This is a genomic window from Virgibacillus dokdonensis, from assembly GCF_900166595.1.
Classification (GTDB): domain Bacteria; phylum Bacillota; class Bacilli; order Bacillales; family Amphibacillaceae; genus Virgibacillus; species Virgibacillus dokdonensis.
In genome coordinates this window covers 1,600,135-1,619,306 of record NZ_LT745763.1, presented here as the reverse complement: position 1 = coordinate 1,619,306, position 19,172 = coordinate 1,600,135, and the positions used below count along the sequence as shown (strand labels likewise).

Genomic DNA, 19,172 nt, shown 5'->3' with positions numbered 1-19,172 from the left:
TTCTAGTTAGTCTTCCTTTTTCTTCATCGAACCTAATAAAGAAGCATACTCTTCTTTTAATTTCAAATAATCATTCATCGTATTTACAGCAGTTAGTACAGCTAATCTTGTCGTATCAAGCTGCCTATTTGCTTCTTGGATTTCATTCATTTTTTGATCCACTAAACTGGCAACCAATTTAATATGATTTTGTGGCTCTGTTCCTATAATTGTATAGGTACGATTATGTATCTCTACAGTTGTTCGAGTTTTTTCCTCATTGGCCACGTTTAAATCCTCCCTGATAAAGAAAATTGTCCATTTTATCTTAACATGAAGAAGGTGATTAAGGAAACGATCCACTCCTTCACAACTGATTTTGTCAATGGTTTGCGGAAATATAAATTTTCCTTTAGTATAAAAGAAAACTTCTATACAATCGTAGGTACTTATCTTACACTTCGGCATATTTTGTATACACCAAACCCTTGAAGTGAGAGCCTACAACATCATATATGCGAAATAAATCAGGATGAACTGGAGAGAACCAAATGTCACAACAAGTATACCAATTTTCTAACACAGTCATAGACAAAATGAAAGCTTATTATGCAAGTTTTTTAATTACGCCACCCCAAGGTGCTCTGTTTCGAGCAAAAACAAACGAAGCCGTTATTACGGCATATAAATCAGGAAAAGTATTATTCCAGGGCGCTTCTCCAGAAAAAGCAGCTAGTCTGTGGACAAAAGATGCTAAAACTGCCTCCGCCCAAGCTACTTATTCCAACAAAGTGAAAACAAATTCCTATACGCCGAGTTCCCAACTGTTCTCTAGTAATCATATCGGTAGTGATGAAGCAGGGACAGGGGACTATTTCGGCCCTATTACTGTGGCTGCAGTCTATTTGACGAAAGCCCAAATTAGTGAATTAAAAAGCATGGGCGTAACAGACTCCAAAGCATTGACAGATTTAAAGATCCGTCATCTGGCAAGGGATATCATCCAATTAAACATCCCATATTCCCTGATTGCTTTACGTAATGAAAAATACAATCAATTACAGAAAAAAGGGTGGACACAAGGTAAAATGAAGACGATGCTCCATCATCATGCCATTCAACGCTTAATCAAAAAAATCGATCAAAGCCCATTAGATGGAATTCTTATTGACCAATTTTGTGAACCTGTTGTGTATAAAAAACATTTAGCCTCTGAAAAAGAAGTGCTATCACCATCCACTTTTTTCATGACAAAAGCAGAGAGTTACTCTACCTCCGTTGCCGCAGCTTCTATCCTTGCAAGAACTAGTTTTCTAAAACAGATGGATATATTATCAGAGCAAACAGGCATTGAATTGCCAAAGGGAGCTTCTCGAAAAGTGGATCAAACTGCAGCTGTTATTATGAAAAAGTACGGAGAACATTGCTTAACTCAAATCGCAAAGGTTCATTTTGCAAACACAAAAAAAGCACACGCTTACCTAAATTAGAACATCCCCCTTTTTCTCTGTAAGCAAACTTAACGCATTACCAACATGATGCTAAGAGTTAGCCGCTTATCTTATATGATAAAGCTTAAGGTTTCATAATCTTGCAGAACTTTGCAAGAAATTTTTTCTTCATACATTTTGCTTGCTCTTTTGAAGCTATTAGGGCTGCCTTGAGTGTAAAAAAGCTCCCACCTGTTTAGCAATTCATGCTTGAACAAGTGGGAATTCAAGTTATTAACAAAAGTATATTTCAACTGAAGATTTTTACTCACTTTTCAGATAAGCTTTCCCTATTGCTTAAGATCGAATATATGCGTTAAACTTCTGCTTGACTGCTTCTATTATTTGTTCGTAAGACGCTTGAACCTCATCATCTGTTAATGTTTTCTCAGCATGCTGATATACTAAATGAAACGCTACAGACTTCTTGCCTGCTTCTAAATGCTCTCCTTCATAAACATCAAATACAGATACATGTTTCACAAGCGGTGCTCCGACATCCATAATGACTTGTTTTACTTCAGCTGCAAGCACAGTATGATCAAGAACAAAAGCAATATCGCGTCCAATAGATGGATATTTAGGTATTTCCTCATAAGTAGGTTCGTTTTTATACGCCTCTAATAACCCTTCGACATCGACATCAAATACATATGTTTCTTTTAGATCAAATTGCTTTTGTAGGTGTGGGTGTAGTTGACCGATAAACCCAATTGTCTCGCCTTCCAAATGAAGAGATGCTGTTCTTCCAGGGTGCATGTCTTTATGCTTACAAGGCTTGAAAACGACTGCTACATTTAAGTAATTAAAAAGTTTCTCTAAAATTCCTTTTACAACATAAAAATCAACTAGTTTATTTTCTTGTTGCCACGGATGATGAACCCAATTTCCTGTTACAGCGCCAGCTAATCGAAGTCTTTCTTGTGGTTGTTTTGTTAAAGTGCTTTCTGCTGTCAAAAATGTTTTGCCAATCTCATAATAACCTAGATCAAATTCATTACGTGCTCTGTTATGAGTTAGGATACGCAAAATCTCAGGTAAAAAACTTAGGCGCAAATATTTATGTTCTTCACTCATCGGTAAAGCTAATTCAATTGGAACATAATTTGCTTCTGTTAACTCAGGGCTAATTAACGTATTAGCTGCATTTTCACTAATTAAAGTATATGTGCGACTCTCCATCAACCCTGATGCTTCCATAAGGCTTTTTATTTTGCGAATTAATATTTGTCTTTCTGTAAGGCCCCCAGCTTGCCCAGCTCCAACTGGCAATGTGTATGGCAATTTATCGTAGCCGTAAATACGCGCTACTTCTTCCAACATATCTTCAAAAATGCTAATGTCCCCTCTACGCGTTGGAATGTATACAAGATATTCTTGACTTCTTTTTTCAAATTTAAATTGCAAGCGTTGCAAAGCATCTTCTACATCAGCAGGCTGTAATAATGTACCCAGACGCTTGTTGATTTCAGTTACATTCACTTTAACCTGTTTTTGCTCACGGTTTAATGCATCATACGCTACTACTCCTTTTGTAATTGTCGCATTGGCGTATTTTTCCATTAACTCGCACGCTCGAAGTCCCGCTTCTTTTACTCGATTTGGATCAACGCCTTTCGTAAATCGTGTACTTGAATCACTATAGAGACCCGTTGCCTTCACTGCTTTCATTACCGTACTAGAATCAAAATATGCTGCTTCAAGTAAAACATTTTTCGTTGTATCTGTGACTTCAGTCGATAAACCTCCCATTACTCCTGCTAGAGCAATCGGATCTTTCCCATCCGTGATAACTAAATGATCTTGTGATAATACGCGTTCTTGCTCATCCAATGTAACGAGTTTTTCATTGGTTTTAGCGTGGCGAACAACGATTTTCTTCGCCCCTAATTTATCATAATCAAACGCATGTAGGGGCTGGCCGTATTCCAGCAATACATAATTCGTTATATCCACCACGTTATTAATTGGACGAATCCCAGCTGCTATTAAATAATTTCGCATCCATAATGGTGATTGTTGGATCTCTACATCACGAATAACAAAAGCACCATAATACGGATTAGCTTCCTTCGCTTCTACTTCAACAGCAATATAGTCTTTTGCCTCTTCCGTCCCCTCTTTTGGGTTTGAACTCGGCAGTTTTACCTTTCTGTTTAAAATAGCCCCTACTTCATACGCAACTCCTAACATAGATAGGCAGTCAGCACGATTTGGAGTTAAATCAAATTCTAAAACAGCATCATTTAAGTTTAATAGTGGCTCCACTGACTCACCAATTGTCACATCATCAGGAAACACATAGATGCCATCAGCCACATCTTTTGGTACATATTTTTCTTCTATACCGAGTTCTTGTAGAGAACAAATCATTCCATTTGATTCAATCCCACGTAGCTTAACCCGTTTAATTTTGAAATTATTTGGTAGGACAGCTCCTGGTTTGGCAACAGCCACTTTTTGCCCTTGTGCTACATTAGGAGCTCCACAAATAATTTGTAACGGTTCTTCCTCCCCAACATCTACTTGGCATAAGTTAAGCTTATCAGCGTTTGGGTGTTTCTCACAGGATACAACGTAGCCTACGACGACATGTTCGCTTTTCTCTGCTACATATTCAATGCCATCGACTTCGATTCCTGATTTTGTAATTTTACTAGCTAACTCTTCTGGACTTATATCTGTTATATCTACGTAATTTTTTAACCAATTTAATGATACTAACATGCAAACTTTCCTCCCTAAGCATTATGGTATTGCGTTAAAAACCGAATGTCATTCGTGTAAAACTGCCTTATATCCTTAATTCCATATTTCAACATCGCAATTCGTTCAGGTCCCATACCGAAGGCAAATCCACTGTAAACCTTTGGATCATAACCAGCCATTGATAATACATTTGGATGTACCATACCCGCGCCTAAGATTTCAATCCATCCGGAGCCTTTACAAATAGAGCAACCTTTTCCTGCACATGCTTTACAAGAAATATCAATTTCTACAGATGGCTCTGTAAACGGGAAAAAACTTGGGCGAAAACGAATTTCTCGATCATTGCCATACATTTTTTTGGTAAAGACATCTAGCACACCTTTTAAATCACTCATTTTCACATCTTTATCTACATATAGACCTTCAATTTGTGTAAACTGATGGGAATGAGTGGCATCATCTGTATCACGACGATAAACTTTTCCAGGAGATATCATTTTTACTGGCTTGTTACCACCATATTCAAGCATCGTACGTGCCTGTACAGGAGACGTTTGTGTACGCATTAATAACTCTTTCGTAATAAAAAAGGTGTCCTGCATTTCCCTTGCTGGATGATTTTTCGGTAAGTTTAATGCTTCAAAATTAAAATAATCCGTTTCTACCTCAGGTCCTTCTCTGATTTCAAAACCCATTCCAATAAATAAATCTTCAATTTCTTCAATTACTCTAGTTAATAAATGCGGACCTCCGAATCTCACTGGTCTGCCAGGAAGTGTTACATCAATCGTTTCTTTTTCTAATTGTTCTTCTAAAGCAATTTCTTCCAATTTCTCCAGTTGCTTCTCAAGGCTTAAGGTTAAACGTTCACGCACTTTGTTAGCAAGTTCTCCAATAACCGGGCGCTCTTCTTTAGAAAGTTTCCCCATCTCTCGCAACACACTTGTAAGTGAACCTTTCTTACCTAAGTAGGTTACTTTAATATCTTGCAGTTCTTTCGTAGTCTTAGCTTGTAAAATCTTTTCCAAAGCTTCTTGTTCAATCATTTTCAACTGCTCTTTCATCTTCTTATTTCCTCCTTTATTCATTCTTACATAGCTTAAAAAGCAATATAAAAAGCCTCCTCCCAGCAAGGGACGAGGCATATTTTCGCGGTACCACCCTAGTTCATACAATGTTTCCAAAGTATCCACTTCATTCCGATAACGGGAATAACCCGGAATACCTTTACTCATTAAGAATGAGGTCCAAGTATCTGCTCCAGAGTGAAAGGATGAACTTTGCTACGATGAAATGTTTTCAGTCTATGACATTTCTCCCTGTATACGTAATAGAGGCAAATTCTCCGCTCCTTCAACGCTTTTGCTATTATGTTATATATATTATAGATAATTACAACAAGGTTTGCAACATTATGAGCGTAAATAGTACATTAATATTCCAGAAGCTACACTGACATTTAGTGATTCAGCTTTTCCATAAATTGGGATAGTGACCCATTTATCTGCTAACTCCATTATTTGTGTTCTTACACCGCTTCCTTCATTTCCTACAATAAGTCCTGTCTTCAGCGTTGGTCTTACTTCTGTATAATTGAACGCATCCTCTAAAGCCGTTACCCATATTTCAAAACCTGCTTTTTTAAGCGAAGCAATTTCCTCTTTTAACCTGGCTTTCCTAATAGGAATATGGAACAAAGAACCTTGCGTAGCCCGAATGACTTTATGGTTAAAAGCATCTACCGTTCCTTCTCCTAAAATTACTTCTGAAAAACCTGCTGCATCTGCCGTCCTAATCATTGTTCCAAGATTACCAGGATCTTGCACTGCATCGACGATAAGTACAGGACTTTGCTTTATGTCATATAATTCTCTCATAGCCACTACAGCTGCAATTCCTTGTGGTGCATCCGTTTGAGATATGGTTGAAAAAATAGGTTCTTTCACCACAGTTACGGGAATGTCTTTTACCCACGTAGGTACAGATATACCTTCTTGAATAATTAACTCTTTCATCGTCCATCCACTTAGAAAGGCTTCTTCAACTATGTGAAAACCTTCAACGAGAAACGTATTTGTGTTTTCTCGCTCTTTTCGAGTGTGTAACTTTTTCCAATTTTTCACTTTTGTATTTTTAACAGATGTAATTATTGACTCCATACGTATCACCCTCATTCATCTTACATAGTATACATATTTTATCCTTATTCGGTCAAACTAATTTTAGCGTGCAAAGGTTAAAATTATGTTGCCGATAATTTCACCTATATAGTAGGAAATCCATTAGCACATCCTGTAGTCCTTCATTCTATATTAAATAATCTGCCCTATTCTACAGAAAACTTTAGCCGTGCAACGTAATCTCTTAGGCTTTAAATTTGCAAAGGAGGAATTGTCTTGGATTTAAATTTACGCGAAGCAATACTTAGCAATATTGCTTCCAATGACCAATCCCAATTGGAAGCAACTATTGTTGATGCTGTCCAGAGTGGAGAAGAAAAAATGCTTCCTGGACTAGGTGTATTATTCGAATTAATCTGGGAGAATGCGGAAGAACAAGATAAAGACCATATGTTAGAAGCTTTAGAACAAGGTGTAAAGCAAGCTACAACACAGTCCTAAACCTTTAAAGAGTAGCACTTAAAAAATTAGTCAAGTGCTGCTCTTTTGCACGATAATAAGAAAAATTTGTTTATTGACAAGTCTGTTTTGTACTATAAACCAAAAAATTTTATACGGCTCTTATGGCGGCTCTGTATTAGAATTTTTTCTAATTGAGCTTCTTGTGCTATTGTACAAACTGTCTCGGTATACGTTCACAAAACAGAAACAATGACTATTAAAAATTAGTCGAATCTACCTAAAACCTTATACATTAAGAGCCAAATGGTATGATTAGTATAGCAAACAGACAATTTGTCCCTCTAAATGAAGAGGTATTATTACCTTTTTTACTATGATTTTTTAATCACACACCTTATTTTTAATTTTTCCCTACTTGGACAAGAATTGGCACAATTTGACTATATATTTACAAAGTGATATAAACATAAACAGATACTTCATTGTCATTATTACAGGATTATGTAATACAATTAAATCGGAAGTATTTACAGAGAGGGGAAAAGTAATGGAGGAAACAAAGAAACGTAAGTTGTCACCCAAAACATTGATTGGTATTACTATAGGGGCAGTAATACTAATTGGCGGAACTGTTGCGGCTTATATTTTCGCAAATTTATCGGATAAGCAGAAGTACTTTTTAGCAGAAAAAGAATCAATAGAGTTTATGAATGAACAAATTGAACAACGATATGAATCAGAATTTGATTGGTTAGAAACTACTAGAGAAAAGCCGACGGAAACAAATTATGAATTGTCAGCGGAATCCGATATTCCTATTATTCAAGGTGGTATGGGGATAGATCCTGCTCAACTAATCAATAATTCTACTATTTCTTACACACATGCTGCTGATATGAAAAATAAAAAAATATCTGGAAATCTATCAGCGAATATTGGAGAAATTAAAGTGGATAACATTACTTTTCATTTAAATTCCAAACAATTTATGGTAGGTTTACCGTTTCTGGAACAGTTCATCTCGTTAAAAGGTGAAAATGTTGGCAATTTATTGCAAGAAATCGATTCAGCTACTTTTACAGGCGAAGAAAAGATTGATTTTAATATATTATTTGAAGAAACACTATCTGAAGATGATAAAGAGTATATCCAAGAAGAATACGGCAAGTTTATTTATGACCAATTACCAGACGAAGCTTTCAAAACAGAAAGCGAGACGATTAAAGTCCATGATAAATCATTAGAAACTGACAAAATTACGATGCAATTAAGTGAAGAAAAAGTAAAAGAAATTTTAAGTAAAACTTTAGAAAAATTACGAAAAGATGATAAAATGAAAGAGCTTTTCCGTCAATTGTTAGAAGAACAATTAATGGGATTGGCAGGCATGCCTGAAATAAAAAAAGAGATGGACCAAACAATGGAAGATTATGATACTTCTTTAGAAAAAGCAAAAGAAAATATAGATGGATTTCAAATTCCAGAAGGTTTAACATCTACCATTTGGGTGCACGATGATTTAATTGCCCAACGAGATTTTAATATTCAACTCGGTCAAAACAAAGAACGACTTACTACAATCGAGTTTAAAGGTACACAACTTCTCCAAGAAGAAAGGCAGCAATTTAATCTCGCTTTAAATATAGAAGGCGGTAAAGTAAGCCTCTCCGGTGATTTGTCATGGAAAGATAAAAAGGCGGAGGATTCTCTGAAACTAGCGTTTGACGAACAAGCATTTACTTATGACGGTAAAGAAACGTTAAAAGATGGAAAACGCGATTTTAAACGTACGATTAGTTTTCAAGATCCATATACAGGTGACACACAACTCATTTGGAACGGTACATCTAATTATAAAAATGACCAAATGAACGAGGAACACAGCTTTGCTTTTACTGATCCAAATGTTGATCAAAATTTATTCTCACTTCATGCTAATGTTGAAGGAAAAACAGTAGACAGTGTAGAAATTCCGAGTAAAGATAAAACTACAGAAATTGGAACAATGAATGAACAAGAGCTTATGGAATATTTCGAAACGGAAGTTAAACCTAAATTCCAAGGCTGGATGGTAGAAATGCTATCAGCTACCGGAAACATGGAATTCTAACGATAAATACAAGAACGAACGGAAGTGCCCATTATGCATTTCATGAAAATAACATTATTGTTTATAAGATATAATGCACTGCAATTAAAGAGGAAGTGGTATGCACTTCCTCTTGTTTTGCTTCTCCCCATTTTTATCGTCGGCTTACTAGCGTATATTACCATAACATTTGTTACTCCAGATGAACAAAATCCTATACAAGTTGGACTAGTTGATTTAGATCAATCAAAGGAAACGAAGCTATTCATTGATATGTTGGATGAAACATCTGAACTTGGCAGCTTTATACATGTACATAAAATGAGTGAAACAGTAGCGAAACAAAAAATGGAGAATGATGAGGTCAGCTCCTACATACTATTCCCAGAGAAATTCACGTATAATTTATATCAAGGAAATCCAGTTACTTTATCAATGATAGGCAACCCAAATCAACCTATTCAAAGCCAAATGGTTTATACAATAATGGAGAGTGTGACAACACATATAAGGGCGTCTCAAGCAAATGTGCTCACGTTAAATCAATACGCCAAAAAACTCCCCTTAGATGATCAAGAACGAAATGAGTTTGTCTTTGAACAATTTAAGGAGTTTGTATTTTACACTTTAGGAAGAAAGCAGCTTATTCAAGAGGAGCAATTAATTAATCAGGCTACCGCCAATCCCGCTTCTTACTATAGTCTTGGTGGCTGGTTTATCATATTCACAACATGGTTACTACTTATATACACAGGATTACACCGTGATGTAACAGCAAAAATGGAACAAAGAATGATGCTCTACAATGTACGACAAATTCAATCGATATTTGCTAAACTAGCTGTAACATTGGGCTTCGTTTGTATGCCTGGTTTAGGTCTGTTATTTGTACTTCATATATTATTAGGTTGGGATATTCAACTCGTAGACGCAGTGAGGATTATGCTTGTTACTATTTTATATAGCTTTTGCTTCTTATTAGCCATTTCTATCGTAGAAGCTTTCATTCGTTCTCATCGGATGCGACTCGTCGTACAAATTAGCCTTACTTTGGCAATTCTTTTATTAAGTGGCTCTATCGTTCCAACGATTTATTTGCCGCTTTTATTTCAGCAAATGCTTCCCTTTACTTTTTCTTCGGAAGCATTCTACTGGCTGCAAGAATTATTACTACATAAACGCTTGTATGTAGACTACATTCCATTGTTACTAATGACTGCCATTGGTTTTTTTGTTCTTTCTAGTATTACCATTGGAAAGGAGCGCCTACATCGATGAAATCCATTATCCAAACCCGCTTCTTGCATTGGAAACATCATTTCTATTCCTTTGTTTTTTGGCTGTTTTTCCCTCTTGCTAGTGTGATTTTTCTTCATTATTTGCTAATAGACGTTCAGACAGAAAGCAAAGTCCCGGTGGGTCTTGTTATAGAAGATCAAACAAACACCGCTTTTGAATTGGTAAAAGAATTGAAACAATCCTCTCTTCTTCGTATCTACGAGTTAGATGAAGACAAAGCGCTTCAACAATTGAAAAAACATGAGTTGGATAGTGTTTTTATTATTAAAGATGGGTATGAAGAAAAGATGCATAGAGGTAGTCGAAATCGGCTAATTACTAGTTATCAATCAGATTTATCGTTCGCTTATACTTCTGTTTCGGAAATGGTAGCCTCTTTTGTGCAAAAAAATACAGGACGGATTAAAACAGCTCATACTGTATTACAATTGGAGAAGCAGTTGACCAACAGGCAGGATTGGACAAAAGATGAAATTATTACTACAAGTAAAGAGATCGAGACAAATCAGAATTTATTATCAACTCAATTTCAATATCGAGACCAAGTAAACAAAAGGGAAAAACAAGTATCATTATGGAACCCCTGGGGGATATGGATCTTATTTGCAAGTTTGGCCACTTTCTTTCTTTTTGATTGGGTGATTAAAGAAAACAATGCAACCGTTAAACCACGATTTGTATTTATTCGGTTTTCTTTTAAGAAATATGCGTTACTCAATCTTACATTATATACATGTTTATTACTTTTCATAGATGTTATTACAATTTTTGTTTTTCACTATATTCTTGAGATACCAACCCATTTCTCACAAATTATTGCCATCGTCACCATAAGAATGATATTGAATGGTTTTTCTTTTTTATTCGCTCTTAAAATGAAACGTTTAGTTACGTATTATAGCCTATCTTTCATTATTACATTATTACTTGCTTTAACTAGCGGAGCAATTGTCCCTATTGATCATCTAGTTAATAACCTGCCAACTATATCTGTAATTCACCCGTTTATTCCATTTCTCGAAGGGGCATTACATAATATTTGGCTTTATATTGTAGGCTTACTGATTATTATTTGGTATGCAAGAAGGGAAGATACATATGCTTAACGTAGAACGTATATCTAAAACGTACAATAAACAGCCTATTTTCACTGACTTATCCTTTTCCATACATCCTGGTGAAATTATCGGTTTGGTCGGTGAAAATGGGGCAGGGAAATCGACTTTATTACATGTATTAGCAACTTTACAGATGCCTACAACAGGGTCCATTCAATTATACAACTGGTACTACCAAAAACATCGTAAGCATGTACGACGCCATATCGGATTTGTACCGCAAGATATCGCTATATGGGATAATTTTACCGTTCGTGAAAATATGGTTTTTTTTGAAAAACTAGCATGGAAAAACAAATCAGAAAAAGAGTTGAAAGAATTATGTCTTGATATGAATTTAGATCGTTGGCACGATAAAGTTCATACGCTGTCTGGTGGCATGAAACGAAAACTCAATCTAGCCATTAGCCTTATTCACGACCCAGCTCTGATTTTATTAGACGAACCGACAGTCGGAATAGATTTAAAATCAAAAAAGGAAATTGCTACTTACTTGCAAAAGTTAGCGCGTAATCAACGAAAAATGGTCCTTTACACTTCTCATGATATGGATGAAATCAAAGCTTTATGCTCCAAAGTTATTTGTATTGGTGAAGATCCTTTTTATAAAAATTTATTACAACATGCTGGCAAAAAAGTTGTCTCACTTTAATAACTCATTCCCTAAATTATAAACTTATAGTAAAATAGTATATGACCGTTAGGAAGGAGAACACAGTATGGAAATAAGAGAGTTGCAAAAAATGATGCAGTATGAAGCGATGTCTATCCTTACATCTGGCTCAAATGGGTTTTCCAGTCATTCACCAATGATGGAACTTGCCTTTAAGCAATTGTTACAGGAACAGTTAAACAAAGCAAACACACTACAAGCTACTCATTCTTTACCACCTAAGAACCATACATATCCATTAAATAATACGTTAGCAACTACGTATTCAAAGATGACACAGACAAGTGATACAACTACTAAAGAGATAGATACGCTCATTCAGGATGCCGCAAGGAAGTACCAAGTAGACGAGCGTCTCATTCGCTCTGTTATCCAGACAGAATCCAATTTTAATCCGCTAGCTAAAAGTAGCGCCGGGGCTCAAGGTTTAATGCAATTAATGCCTGCCACCGCAAGAGGCTTAGGTGTAACAAATCCATATGACCCGCAGCAAAACATTCAAGGCGGTGTCAAATATTTAAAGCAAATGATGGACAGATATAACGGTCATACAGAATTAGCTTTGGCTGCTTATAATGCCGGGCCTGGAAATGTAGATAAACATCAAGGAGTTCCACCATTTAAAGAAACTCAAAACTATGTACAAAAAGTAATGCATCAATATTTAGCTTAAAAATTAAATTTACTTGAACGCCCGTTTGTAGCCTTCATACTTCATGGTTTTCTTTTAAAAATAAGACTAAAATCCGAACTTATTTAAATTCTTAATAGAATTTTAAATATGAGTTCGGATTTTTTCACCAATAAACTTGTATACAAGTAAGTCTTTCTTAAGCAAGAATTAGTTCATTTACAGTATCACGATCCAGCTTTTTAATCGTCTCCACAATTAATTTTACTGCATGCTCAAAATCATCTCGATGTAAAATACCAGCATGCGTATGGATATAGCGTGTGGCAATTGTAATAGATAAAGACGGCACACCGTTTGCTGTTAAATGAATAGAACCAGAATCGGTACCCCCGCCAGCCATCGTCGCAAATTGATACGGAATGTCATTTTCTTCAGCCGTTTTAACAACAAGGTCACGTACTCCTTTATGAGATATCATAGAGGCATCGTATAACACGATTTGTGGCCCTTTACCAATTTTGCTATCTGCTTCATGATCTGAAACTCCTGGCATGTCACCAGCTATTCCTACATCAACACCAAAACCAATATCTGGTTTTATCGTGTTGGCAGCAGTTTTAGCACCGCGAAGTCCGACTTCTTCTTGTACAGTTCCAACACCATAAACGGTGTTAGGATGCTTTTGTCCTTTTAGTTGTTTTAAAACCTCAATAGCAATTGCACAGCCGATACGGTTGTCCCAAGCCTTAGCCAACAATAGTTTTTCATTTTTTAAAGGTGTAAACTCAAAATATGGAACAACGGAATCTCCAGGTTTTACACCAAATTCTTCCGCTTCTTCTTTGCTAGAAGCACCAATATCGATGAACATATTTTTAATTTCTACTGGCTTTTTCCTTGCTTCAGCAGAAAGAATATGAGGGGGTTTCGATCCAATAACACCTGTTACCTCTCCATGACTTCCCATAATCGTAACACGCTGGGCAAGCATTACTTGGCTCCACCAACCACCAGCCGTTTGAAAGTAAAGAAAACCTTTATCATCAATTCTTGTAACCATAAAACCAATTTCATCCAAATGTCCAGCAACCATTATTTTAGGACCATCCTTGTCGCCAGTTTTTTTAGCGATTAAACTACCTAAATTATCATACATGACTTCATCTGCATATGGAGTAATGTAATTGTTCATGACGTCACGGGCTTCTTTTTCATTGCCTGGTATCCCTTTTGCATCTGTCAAATCTTTAAACATGGTTAATGTTTCATCCATCTTCGTCATATGTATTCACCTCTTCATTAAACTATTATCTATTATACCTCTTTTAATCAAATTTTAAAATTTTTTAAAGCATGCACATGATTTATAAAAAAATTGTTATTTCAGTATAGAAATGTATAAAACTTTTGGGTTTATATAAGCGAAACAACTTTTTTTGCCATAACAATTTGGCAATAAGCTATTTTTTTACGTTCTTCTAATATCCTTCGTCTTGACGTACGAAATTCACTTCATTCTTTTCTAGATAAGCTCTATGAACATCTTCTTCCGAAAATCCTAAAGCTTGACCTAGATGCAAGTATGTTTCCCATAAATGATCATAATTAACCGACGTTGGATGTTGAAAAAATTGATGACAGGCTGTGTACACGTTTAGAAATAACTTTGTTTCATCCTCCATTTTATTTCTAGAAACGTTCCCGCTAAAATAATGACCCTTTGTAATTCCTAATGAGAGTAAAAAGTGAACGCCATCAACATATTCTTCTAATATTGTCTCTCTTTCACTTCTCGGCTTATTACTCCAAAATTTAAAGCACCTTGTCTCATTGGCTAATTCTCCCAACTCCACAAGTAATGCCAAATACTTCTTTTCGAATACATCTTGTTTCTTTATACCTTGGTTCGTTTCAATATATGTATCTAATTCGTTCTGTAATTGATATAATTTATCCCAATTCATGATAAGACCTTCCTCACTACATCTTTTTCTATGATTGTAACATATAAAAATAAAAAATAGTGAAACCTTTATATATGTCATTCCGTATTACAAAGGAATAATGATCAGGGAGACGATAGTATGATAGTCATTTTATTTCGCGTACTGATTGTGCTAGCTTTGGCATTGCTTATATATACTTGGATTCAATATTATCGTAATCCCCAACGAAAATTGCAAATAGCTAAAGCAGAAGGAACATATTATTTTTTAGACGAACCTGGAAATAGTAAAAAAAATCTTCAATTTGTTTATAAAGGATGCTTGTTTGAAGGTGAAAAATATGTTGGAGCTACAGAAGATTCTTTTGAAGTAGTTAATATACACGTTACAGCCAAAGATCCTCTTGAACTTAGTGGTTTGCGAAGGGACGACTTATATTTTCTTGAGGAAGAAATCCTCATTCGTTATCCCCATTCAAAAATTGAATGGAAACATCCGATTAATCAATTGCTAATAGGCTCTTTGGATTAAATTATTATCGAGAGATGGGGTACTACGATTAGTAGAAAATTTTGGCCTTTCAACAAGAGATGAATGATCGATGTGTTACTTTTGAACGCACTTTCTGACCATCCCTTTTATAGTAAAGTTTTCATCTGCTATAGCTTGTCCATCATGTTATGGTAATCTAATGTGGAGCAACGTATTTAAGAGAACCTCTACTGTTATTTGCAGTGCTATAGCACGCGTTTGGTTCATTGATGAGAGTGCAAGCTTAATCAGGATAGATGTAAGGTACTATAAAGCAACCCTTTAAAAGCATTGAAAAATACGAAGCGGGAGATAACAGATCTATTGACAGAAGATTTTAAGTCATCCTTATGTAAAAACTTGGTTTATTGCCCTTAAGAATTGCGGATTAGCCAAGTTTTTTAAGGGTATGAAAAATAATTCCAGGTATGAATAAATGCTTTTGTTCGTATATGTGCTACCTCTCCACTCTCATTTCATTTTCTGCATCGTTTCCTATCTCCTCCCCTATGTACTTTCCCTTGTTTGAACATGAAAAAATTTTTGCCATTTAATATAAATTTCTTTTCGGCGCAACAAATAAACAAATGGCAAAAGTATGAGTAAGCTTAAACCAATGTAAAGTGGTGTCAAATTTGAAATCCATTGACCAATAGATGTATAAATAAATGCTATCGGAATGTTAGTCAAAAAAGATGATTTTGTATAATCTTTTAAGCTCGATGATATCTCTAACAAACATAACGAAAGTAAGTGGAAATGGATAAATGGTATCAGTCGAAGCAACGCTATTTGCGATGTTGTTAAAGCTGTTTGCTTACCAATTATCTTTCCTTTTACCTTTTGAAATCGTTGCATAGACTTCGGCATCTTATATACAAAAAAGTAAAATATAATACTTGATAATGTAATACCTATAAGGGAATATACTGTCCCTGCAATAGCTCCAAATAATATACCTCCTGATATACAAATAAATATGACCGGTAAAAAGAGCAAAGGCCTTAATAAATGAAAACTGATAAATAATATAGGGGCGAATAAGCCTCCTCCTTCAATGAAAGCAAGTAAATAATTCCCCAATACTTCCATCTTAAGCCTCCTCCTTGTTGAACTATTACAGACACAAAAGTACTTACTAGTACATGTATATGACAGGAGACGAGCCTTTATGACAAGAAAATAATAAACACAGGTTCCAGAAGAAATAGTACGTTACACCAAGCCATTAAACAAGTAGTATATCAAAAATACGCAATGACCAAAGAATATTACCGGGATACCAAAAACGAATCGCCTATGTCTCGTTTTGTGGCGATATAATTTCATTCCTAACCAAATTCCCAACGCACCTCCTAAAATCGCCAACATCCATAGCGTCCTTTCTGGAATTCGATATTGTTTCTGTTCTGCTTTACGCTTATCCATTCCCATCAACACAAAAGCTATACTATTAACACCGAGCAAATAAAATAAGATAGTATTCCACTGATTCATCTGTTCATTCCTCCCGCTTCTATTCTACATAAGTATTCTTTTGCGATTAGAAAGACTTGGCTTATCGCCAAGTCTTTCCTGCGAATCCTCTAGCTTTCCGTACATTACAAATAAAAAGGACCAAATAACTTTGCAATCGCAAATATTTGGTCCTTACTTTTTTTATTTCAATGCTTCTTTTGCTTTCGTTACTAATTGCGTAAAAGCTTTTTCATCATTAATTGCTAAGTCGGATAGCATTTTACGATTAATATCGATTCCAGCTACTTTTAAACCATGCATTAATTTATTATAGGACATGTCATTTAAACGTGCTGCTGCATTAATACGAGAAATCCAAAGTTTACGGAAATCACGTTTTTTCTGTTTACGGTCACGATACGCATACTGACCTGATTTCATTACTTGTTGCTTTGCTGTTTTAAATAACGTTCTTTTTGAACCATAATAACCTTTAGCTAATTTAAGGACGCGTTTACGACGTTGACGCGTTACTGTTCCACCTTTAACACGTGGCATAATAATTCCCTCCTAGTACAAATCAAAAATATATTTTACCGTTCTTTTTCAAATGCTTGCTTATTTATAAGGAAGCATTGTTTTAATTCTTCTGTAATCACCAGCTGATACTGTGGTTGTTTTACGAAGTTTACGCTTTTGCTTTTGAGATTTATTTGCAAACATGTGGCTAGTGTATGCATGGCCACGTTTTAATTTTCCAGTACCTGTTTTTTGAAAACGTTTCTGAGAACCTTTATGGGTCTTCATTTTTGGCATAGTATTTTTTCCTCCTTATAACTAACTATCTAAATCTACTTCTCATTTACTGGAGCAAGCATCATAAACATATTACGACCTTCCATTTTAGGCTTTGTCTCAACAGTCGCAATATCTTTTACTTCCTCAGCAAATCGATCAAGTACTTCTCGTCCTAATTCTTTATGCGTAATAGCACGTCCACGGAAACGAACAGCCGCTTTTACTTTGTCGCCTTTTTCTAAGAACTTACGAGCATTTTTTAGCTTCGTTTCAAAATCGTGATCGCCAATTCCAGGGGTAAATCGAACCTCTTTTACGTTAATAACTTTTTGTTTTTTACGTGCTTCTTTCTCTTTTTTCTGCTGTTCAAAACGATATTTCCCGTAATCCATAATTCGACATACAGGTGGTTTTGCGTTGGGAGCAACAAGCACTAAATCAAGATTGCGTTTTCGAGCAATTTCTAGAGCTTCTTGACGAGGTTTAACACCTAACTGATCGCCATTGGCATCAATTAAACGCACTTCACGAGCACGAATTTTCTCATTAACATTCATTTCCTTGCTAATTATCATCCACCTCCAAATATTTTCACTGCGATCTTTTTGACAAGTTGCATTCGTTTCAAACAACTAACTTAGCAAAAGCTAAATTTTAGACGCTAGCTTATAAACGATATATTTATTCCAACGTCTAAAAAGCGTGGGCAACACGGGCACCCACACTTCTCCAATCGTCTATATGAATCGGTAGAACCAGTCAACTGCCATCAGGCGTCGAGCAGGTGAGAAGCGGGTGCTTCTTCTTGTCTTCAGATCATTTAATTATCAACTACATTATAATAGCATATGTATCGTATCATGTCAAAGAGATTTTATAAAAAGCACCAAACCATATTGCTTTTCGTTACCCTTTCTCATTTCTTACCATCGTGAATTATTTCCATAAGTCGCTGTTCGTTTTCTGTAGTTACACCTTCTGATAGTCTTGCAGCTGCGATGATTGGAGCCCACTGAAATATCTCTTTTCGTTTTAATTCACTCATCTTGCAGTAATAAAAAAGATATTTTTCCGCTATTTCTAACGAGAATTGAGAGTACAACAAATACGTTCGATATACATCGGCGCCAATATTACCGATACTAGCATCTACCCAATCAATAATTGTCACACGATTATTAGATGCAATTAGGTTAAAAAAATGGTAATCTCCATGGCATAAGCTAGCGTCCTCAGATAACACGTCTAACAACTGCATAAGGTGTACTTTTTCCGATCTTTCCAACTGATCAACAGCAGCAATTTGACGCTCTAGCTTTTGTTTCATCCGCTCCATGCCGCTCGAATGAACTGTCTTTTTATAATGTATTTGCTGCTGCACAGCCACAGATAAGGTAAGAATGTCATCTAAGGAACGGATTTCCTCTTGATACATTTGCCCTAACGTTTTCCCTTGGATATATTCCATTATAATCGCTTGCCGATTATCCATTTTTCTTACTCCCCAAACTTTCGGGACATTGATACCACATGAATAAACAAAAGCTTGTTTTTTTGCTTCTCGTAACGCCTCATTAGGAGCGGATTTTTCATGAAATAGCTTCACAATGATATCGTTGCATATATAAATATCAGCGGTATTTCCTCTTGCAATTGGGCTTCCAAACTCCAATAAGCTCCCTCCCTTTTTCTATTATATATTTCTCTATTTGCCACATAAATCCTTTTTTGCACTATAGGAAAAGTATAAGAAAAACAAAAGCTTTCGCCATAAGGCTTGGTAACAAGCTAAGTTTTTCTATAGTATAAAGAAACCAAAAACAGCCTCACCTTGAACAAGGAAAAGCTGTTTTATGCTATGGA

Annotated in this window: 20 protein-coding genes and 1 other annotated feature; of the genes, 8 read left to right on the top strand and 12 right to left on the bottom strand. The window is 35.7% G+C overall.

Translation table 11 applies throughout. The annotated features are described in order from the left end of the window. Positions 1–6: 6 nt before the first annotated feature. Entirely contained in the window at positions 7–267 is a 261-nt protein-coding gene (gene zapA, locus B2C77_RS09050) for a cell division protein ZapA (RefSeq protein WP_073010200.1), read from the bottom strand. A gap of 263 nt (positions 268–530) precedes the next feature. Here zapA and rnhC point away from each other — a divergent pair, with 263 nt between their 5' ends. Continuing rightward, positions 531–1,469 (top strand): ribonuclease HIII, encoded by a 939-nt coding sequence (gene rnhC / locus B2C77_RS09045; RefSeq protein WP_077703322.1) that lies wholly within the window; start codon positions 531–533, stop codon positions 1,467–1,469. Positions 1,470–1,766: 297 nt separating this feature from the next. Here rnhC and pheT read toward each other — a convergent pair whose 3' ends face one another. The 3 genes from pheT to B2C77_RS09030 all read right to left on the bottom strand — a co-directional run bounded on the left by pheT (position 1,767) and on the right by B2C77_RS09030 (position 6,340). Then, positions 1,767–4,196 carry a phenylalanine--tRNA ligase subunit beta gene (gene pheT / locus B2C77_RS09040; protein ID WP_077703321.1) on the bottom strand — a complete coding sequence of 810 codons (2,430 nt, stop codon included), beginning with the start codon at positions 4,194–4,196 and terminating at the stop codon, positions 1,767–1,769. 14 nt (positions 4,197–4,210) lie between these two features. After that, on the bottom strand, positions 4,211–5,245 hold the full coding sequence (gene pheS / locus B2C77_RS09035; RefSeq protein WP_077706873.1) for a phenylalanine--tRNA ligase subunit alpha: 1,035 nt from the start codon (positions 5,243–5,245) through the stop codon (positions 4,211–4,213). 348 nt (positions 5,246–5,593) lie between these two features. Then, complete coding sequence (locus tag B2C77_RS09030; RefSeq protein WP_331805154.1) at positions 5,594–6,340, bottom strand: TrmH family RNA methyltransferase; 747 nt, start codon at positions 6,338–6,340, stop codon at positions 5,594–5,596. 237 nt (positions 6,341–6,577) lie between these two features. On the opposite strand from B2C77_RS09030, the gene sspI reads away from it, so the two are divergent. The 6 genes from sspI (at position 6,578) to B2C77_RS09000 (ending at position 12,615) form a co-directional block, all read left to right on the top strand. Further along, complete coding sequence (sspI, locus tag B2C77_RS09025) at positions 6,578–6,802, top strand: small acid-soluble spore protein SspI (RefSeq protein WP_073010190.1); 225 nt, start codon at positions 6,578–6,580, stop codon at positions 6,800–6,802. A 508-nt stretch (positions 6,803–7,310) separates the two neighbouring features. Further along, positions 7,311–8,873 carry a DUF6583 family protein gene (locus B2C77_RS09020; protein ID WP_077703320.1) on the top strand — a complete coding sequence of 521 codons (1,563 nt, stop codon included), beginning with the start codon at positions 7,311–7,313 and terminating at the stop codon, positions 8,871–8,873. Positions 8,874–8,915: 42 nt separating this feature from the next. Beyond that, positions 8,916–10,130: an ABC transporter permease gene (locus B2C77_RS09015; protein ID WP_254843957.1), complete on the top strand. Its 1,215-nt coding sequence runs from the start codon at positions 8,916–8,918 to the stop codon at positions 10,128–10,130. Beyond that, positions 10,127–11,257, top strand: a complete 1,131-nt coding sequence (locus tag B2C77_RS09010) for an ABC transporter permease (protein ID WP_077703318.1) — start codon at positions 10,127–10,129, stop codon at positions 11,255–11,257. Before B2C77_RS09015 ends, B2C77_RS09010 begins: the two co-directional genes overlap by 4 nt. Beyond that, positions 11,250–11,921 (top strand): ABC transporter ATP-binding protein, encoded by a 672-nt coding sequence (locus tag B2C77_RS09005; RefSeq protein ID WP_077703317.1) that lies wholly within the window; start codon positions 11,250–11,252, stop codon positions 11,919–11,921. Before B2C77_RS09010 ends, B2C77_RS09005 begins: the two co-directional genes overlap by 8 nt. 67 nt (positions 11,922–11,988) lie before the next feature. Continuing rightward, a complete protein-coding gene (locus B2C77_RS09000) occupies positions 11,989–12,615 on the top strand; it encodes a lytic transglycosylase domain-containing protein (protein ID WP_077703316.1) in 627 nt (208 codons plus the stop codon). A 157-nt stretch (positions 12,616–12,772) separates the two neighbouring features. Here the strand turns inward: B2C77_RS09000 and B2C77_RS08995 are convergent, their stop codons facing one another. Both B2C77_RS08995 and B2C77_RS08990 read right to left on the bottom strand, forming a co-directional pair. Beyond that, positions 12,773–13,858: a M42 family metallopeptidase gene (locus B2C77_RS08995; RefSeq protein ID WP_077703315.1), complete on the bottom strand. Its 1,086-nt coding sequence runs from the start codon at positions 13,856–13,858 to the stop codon at positions 12,773–12,775. A 196-nt stretch (positions 13,859–14,054) separates the two neighbouring features. Beyond that, the gene (locus tag B2C77_RS08990; RefSeq protein ID WP_077703314.1) at positions 14,055–14,540 is read right to left on the bottom strand and encodes a dUTP diphosphatase; all 486 of its coding nucleotides are present in this window, start codon (positions 14,538–14,540) and stop codon (positions 14,055–14,057) included. A 120-nt stretch (positions 14,541–14,660) separates the two neighbouring features. On the opposite strand from B2C77_RS08990, the gene B2C77_RS08985 reads away from it, so the two are divergent. After that, entirely contained in the window at positions 14,661–15,053 is a 393-nt protein-coding gene (locus B2C77_RS08985) for a sigma-w pathway protein ysdB (RefSeq protein WP_077703313.1), read from the top strand. A 507-nt stretch (positions 15,054–15,560) separates the two neighbouring features. Here the strand turns inward: B2C77_RS08985 and B2C77_RS08980 are convergent. The 6 genes from B2C77_RS08980 to B2C77_RS08955 all read right to left on the bottom strand — a co-directional run bounded on the left by B2C77_RS08980 (position 15,561) and on the right by B2C77_RS08955 (position 18,981). Further along, on the bottom strand, positions 15,561–16,145 hold the full coding sequence (locus B2C77_RS08980) for a TVP38/TMEM64 family protein (RefSeq protein WP_077703312.1): 585 nt from the start codon (positions 16,143–16,145) through the stop codon (positions 15,561–15,563). A gap of 123 nt (positions 16,146–16,268) precedes the next feature. Beyond that, a complete protein-coding gene (locus B2C77_RS08975) occupies positions 16,269–16,550 on the bottom strand; it encodes a DUF1294 domain-containing protein (protein ID WP_077703311.1) in 282 nt (93 codons plus the stop codon). Between the two features lie 162 nt (positions 16,551–16,712). Further along, entirely contained in the window at positions 16,713–17,069 is a 357-nt protein-coding gene (gene rplT / locus B2C77_RS08970; protein ID WP_073010158.1) for a 50S ribosomal protein L20, read from the bottom strand. Positions 17,070–17,129: 60 nt separating this feature from the next. Continuing rightward, a complete protein-coding gene (gene rpmI, locus B2C77_RS08965; protein WP_073010155.1) occupies positions 17,130–17,327 on the bottom strand; it encodes a 50S ribosomal protein L35 in 198 nt (65 codons plus the stop codon). A gap of 35 nt (positions 17,328–17,362) precedes the next feature. Next, positions 17,363–17,866, bottom strand: a complete 504-nt coding sequence (infC, locus tag B2C77_RS08960; protein ID WP_116278245.1) for a translation initiation factor IF-3 — start codon at positions 17,864–17,866, stop codon at positions 17,363–17,365. Between the two features lie 131 nt (positions 17,867–17,997). Then, positions 17,998–18,122 (bottom strand) — a sequence feature (ribosomal protein L20 leader region). Between the two features lie 103 nt (positions 18,123–18,225). Further along, positions 18,226–18,981 carry an aminoglycoside phosphotransferase family protein gene (locus B2C77_RS08955; protein ID WP_077703310.1) on the bottom strand — a complete coding sequence of 252 codons (756 nt, stop codon included), beginning with the start codon at positions 18,979–18,981 and terminating at the stop codon, positions 18,226–18,228. Between the last annotated feature and the right edge of the window lie 191 nt (positions 18,982–19,172).

Bases quoted from the DNA above. Each gene is read 5' to 3' on its own strand.
- B2C77_RS09010 (WP_077703318.1), top strand. From the start codon at position 10,127: ATGAAATCCATTATCCAAACCCGCTTCTTGCATTGGAAACATCATTTC.
- B2C77_RS09020 (WP_077703320.1), top strand. From the start codon at position 7,311: ATGGAGGAAACAAAGAAACGTAAGTTGTCACCCAAAACATTGATTGGT.
- B2C77_RS08975 (WP_077703311.1), bottom strand. From the start codon at position 16,550: ATGAATCAGTGGAATACTATCTTATTTTATTTGCTCGGTGTTAATAGT.
- pheS (WP_077706873.1), bottom strand. From the start codon at position 5,245: ATGAAAGAGCAGTTGAAAATGATTGAACAAGAAGCTTTGGAAAAGATT.
- B2C77_RS09000 (WP_077703316.1), top strand. From the start codon at position 11,989: ATGGAAATAAGAGAGTTGCAAAAAATGATGCAGTATGAAGCGATGTCT.
- rpmI (WP_073010155.1), bottom strand. From the start codon at position 17,327: ATGCCAAAAATGAAGACCCATAAAGGTTCTCAGAAACGTTTTCAAAAA.
- rplT (WP_073010158.1), bottom strand. From the start codon at position 17,069: ATGCCACGTGTTAAAGGTGGAACAGTAACGCGTCAACGTCGTAAACGC.
- B2C77_RS08980 (WP_077703312.1), bottom strand. From the start codon at position 16,145: ATGGAAGTATTGGGGAATTATTTACTTGCTTTCATTGAAGGAGGAGGC.
- B2C77_RS09030 (WP_331805154.1), bottom strand. From the start codon at position 6,340: ATGGAGTCAATAATTACATCTGTTAAAAATACAAAAGTGAAAAATTGG.
- rnhC (WP_077703322.1), top strand. From the start codon at position 531: ATGTCACAACAAGTATACCAATTTTCTAACACAGTCATAGACAAAATG.
- B2C77_RS08985 (WP_077703313.1), top strand. From the start codon at position 14,661: ATGATAGTCATTTTATTTCGCGTACTGATTGTGCTAGCTTTGGCATTG.
- B2C77_RS08995 (WP_077703315.1), bottom strand. From the start codon at position 13,858: ATGACGAAGATGGATGAAACATTAACCATGTTTAAAGATTTGACAGAT.
- B2C77_RS08990 (WP_077703314.1), bottom strand. From the start codon at position 14,540: ATGAATTGGGATAAATTATATCAATTACAGAACGAATTAGATACATAT.
- pheT (WP_077703321.1), bottom strand. From the start codon at position 4,196: ATGTTAGTATCATTAAATTGGTTAAAAAATTACGTAGATATAACAGAT.
- B2C77_RS09015 (WP_254843957.1), top strand. From the start codon at position 8,916: ATGAAAATAACATTATTGTTTATAAGATATAATGCACTGCAATTAAAG.
- B2C77_RS09005 (WP_077703317.1), top strand. From the start codon at position 11,250: ATGCTTAACGTAGAACGTATATCTAAAACGTACAATAAACAGCCTATT.
- infC (WP_116278245.1), bottom strand. From the start codon at position 17,866: ATGAATGTTAATGAGAAAATTCGTGCTCGTGAAGTGCGTTTAATTGAT.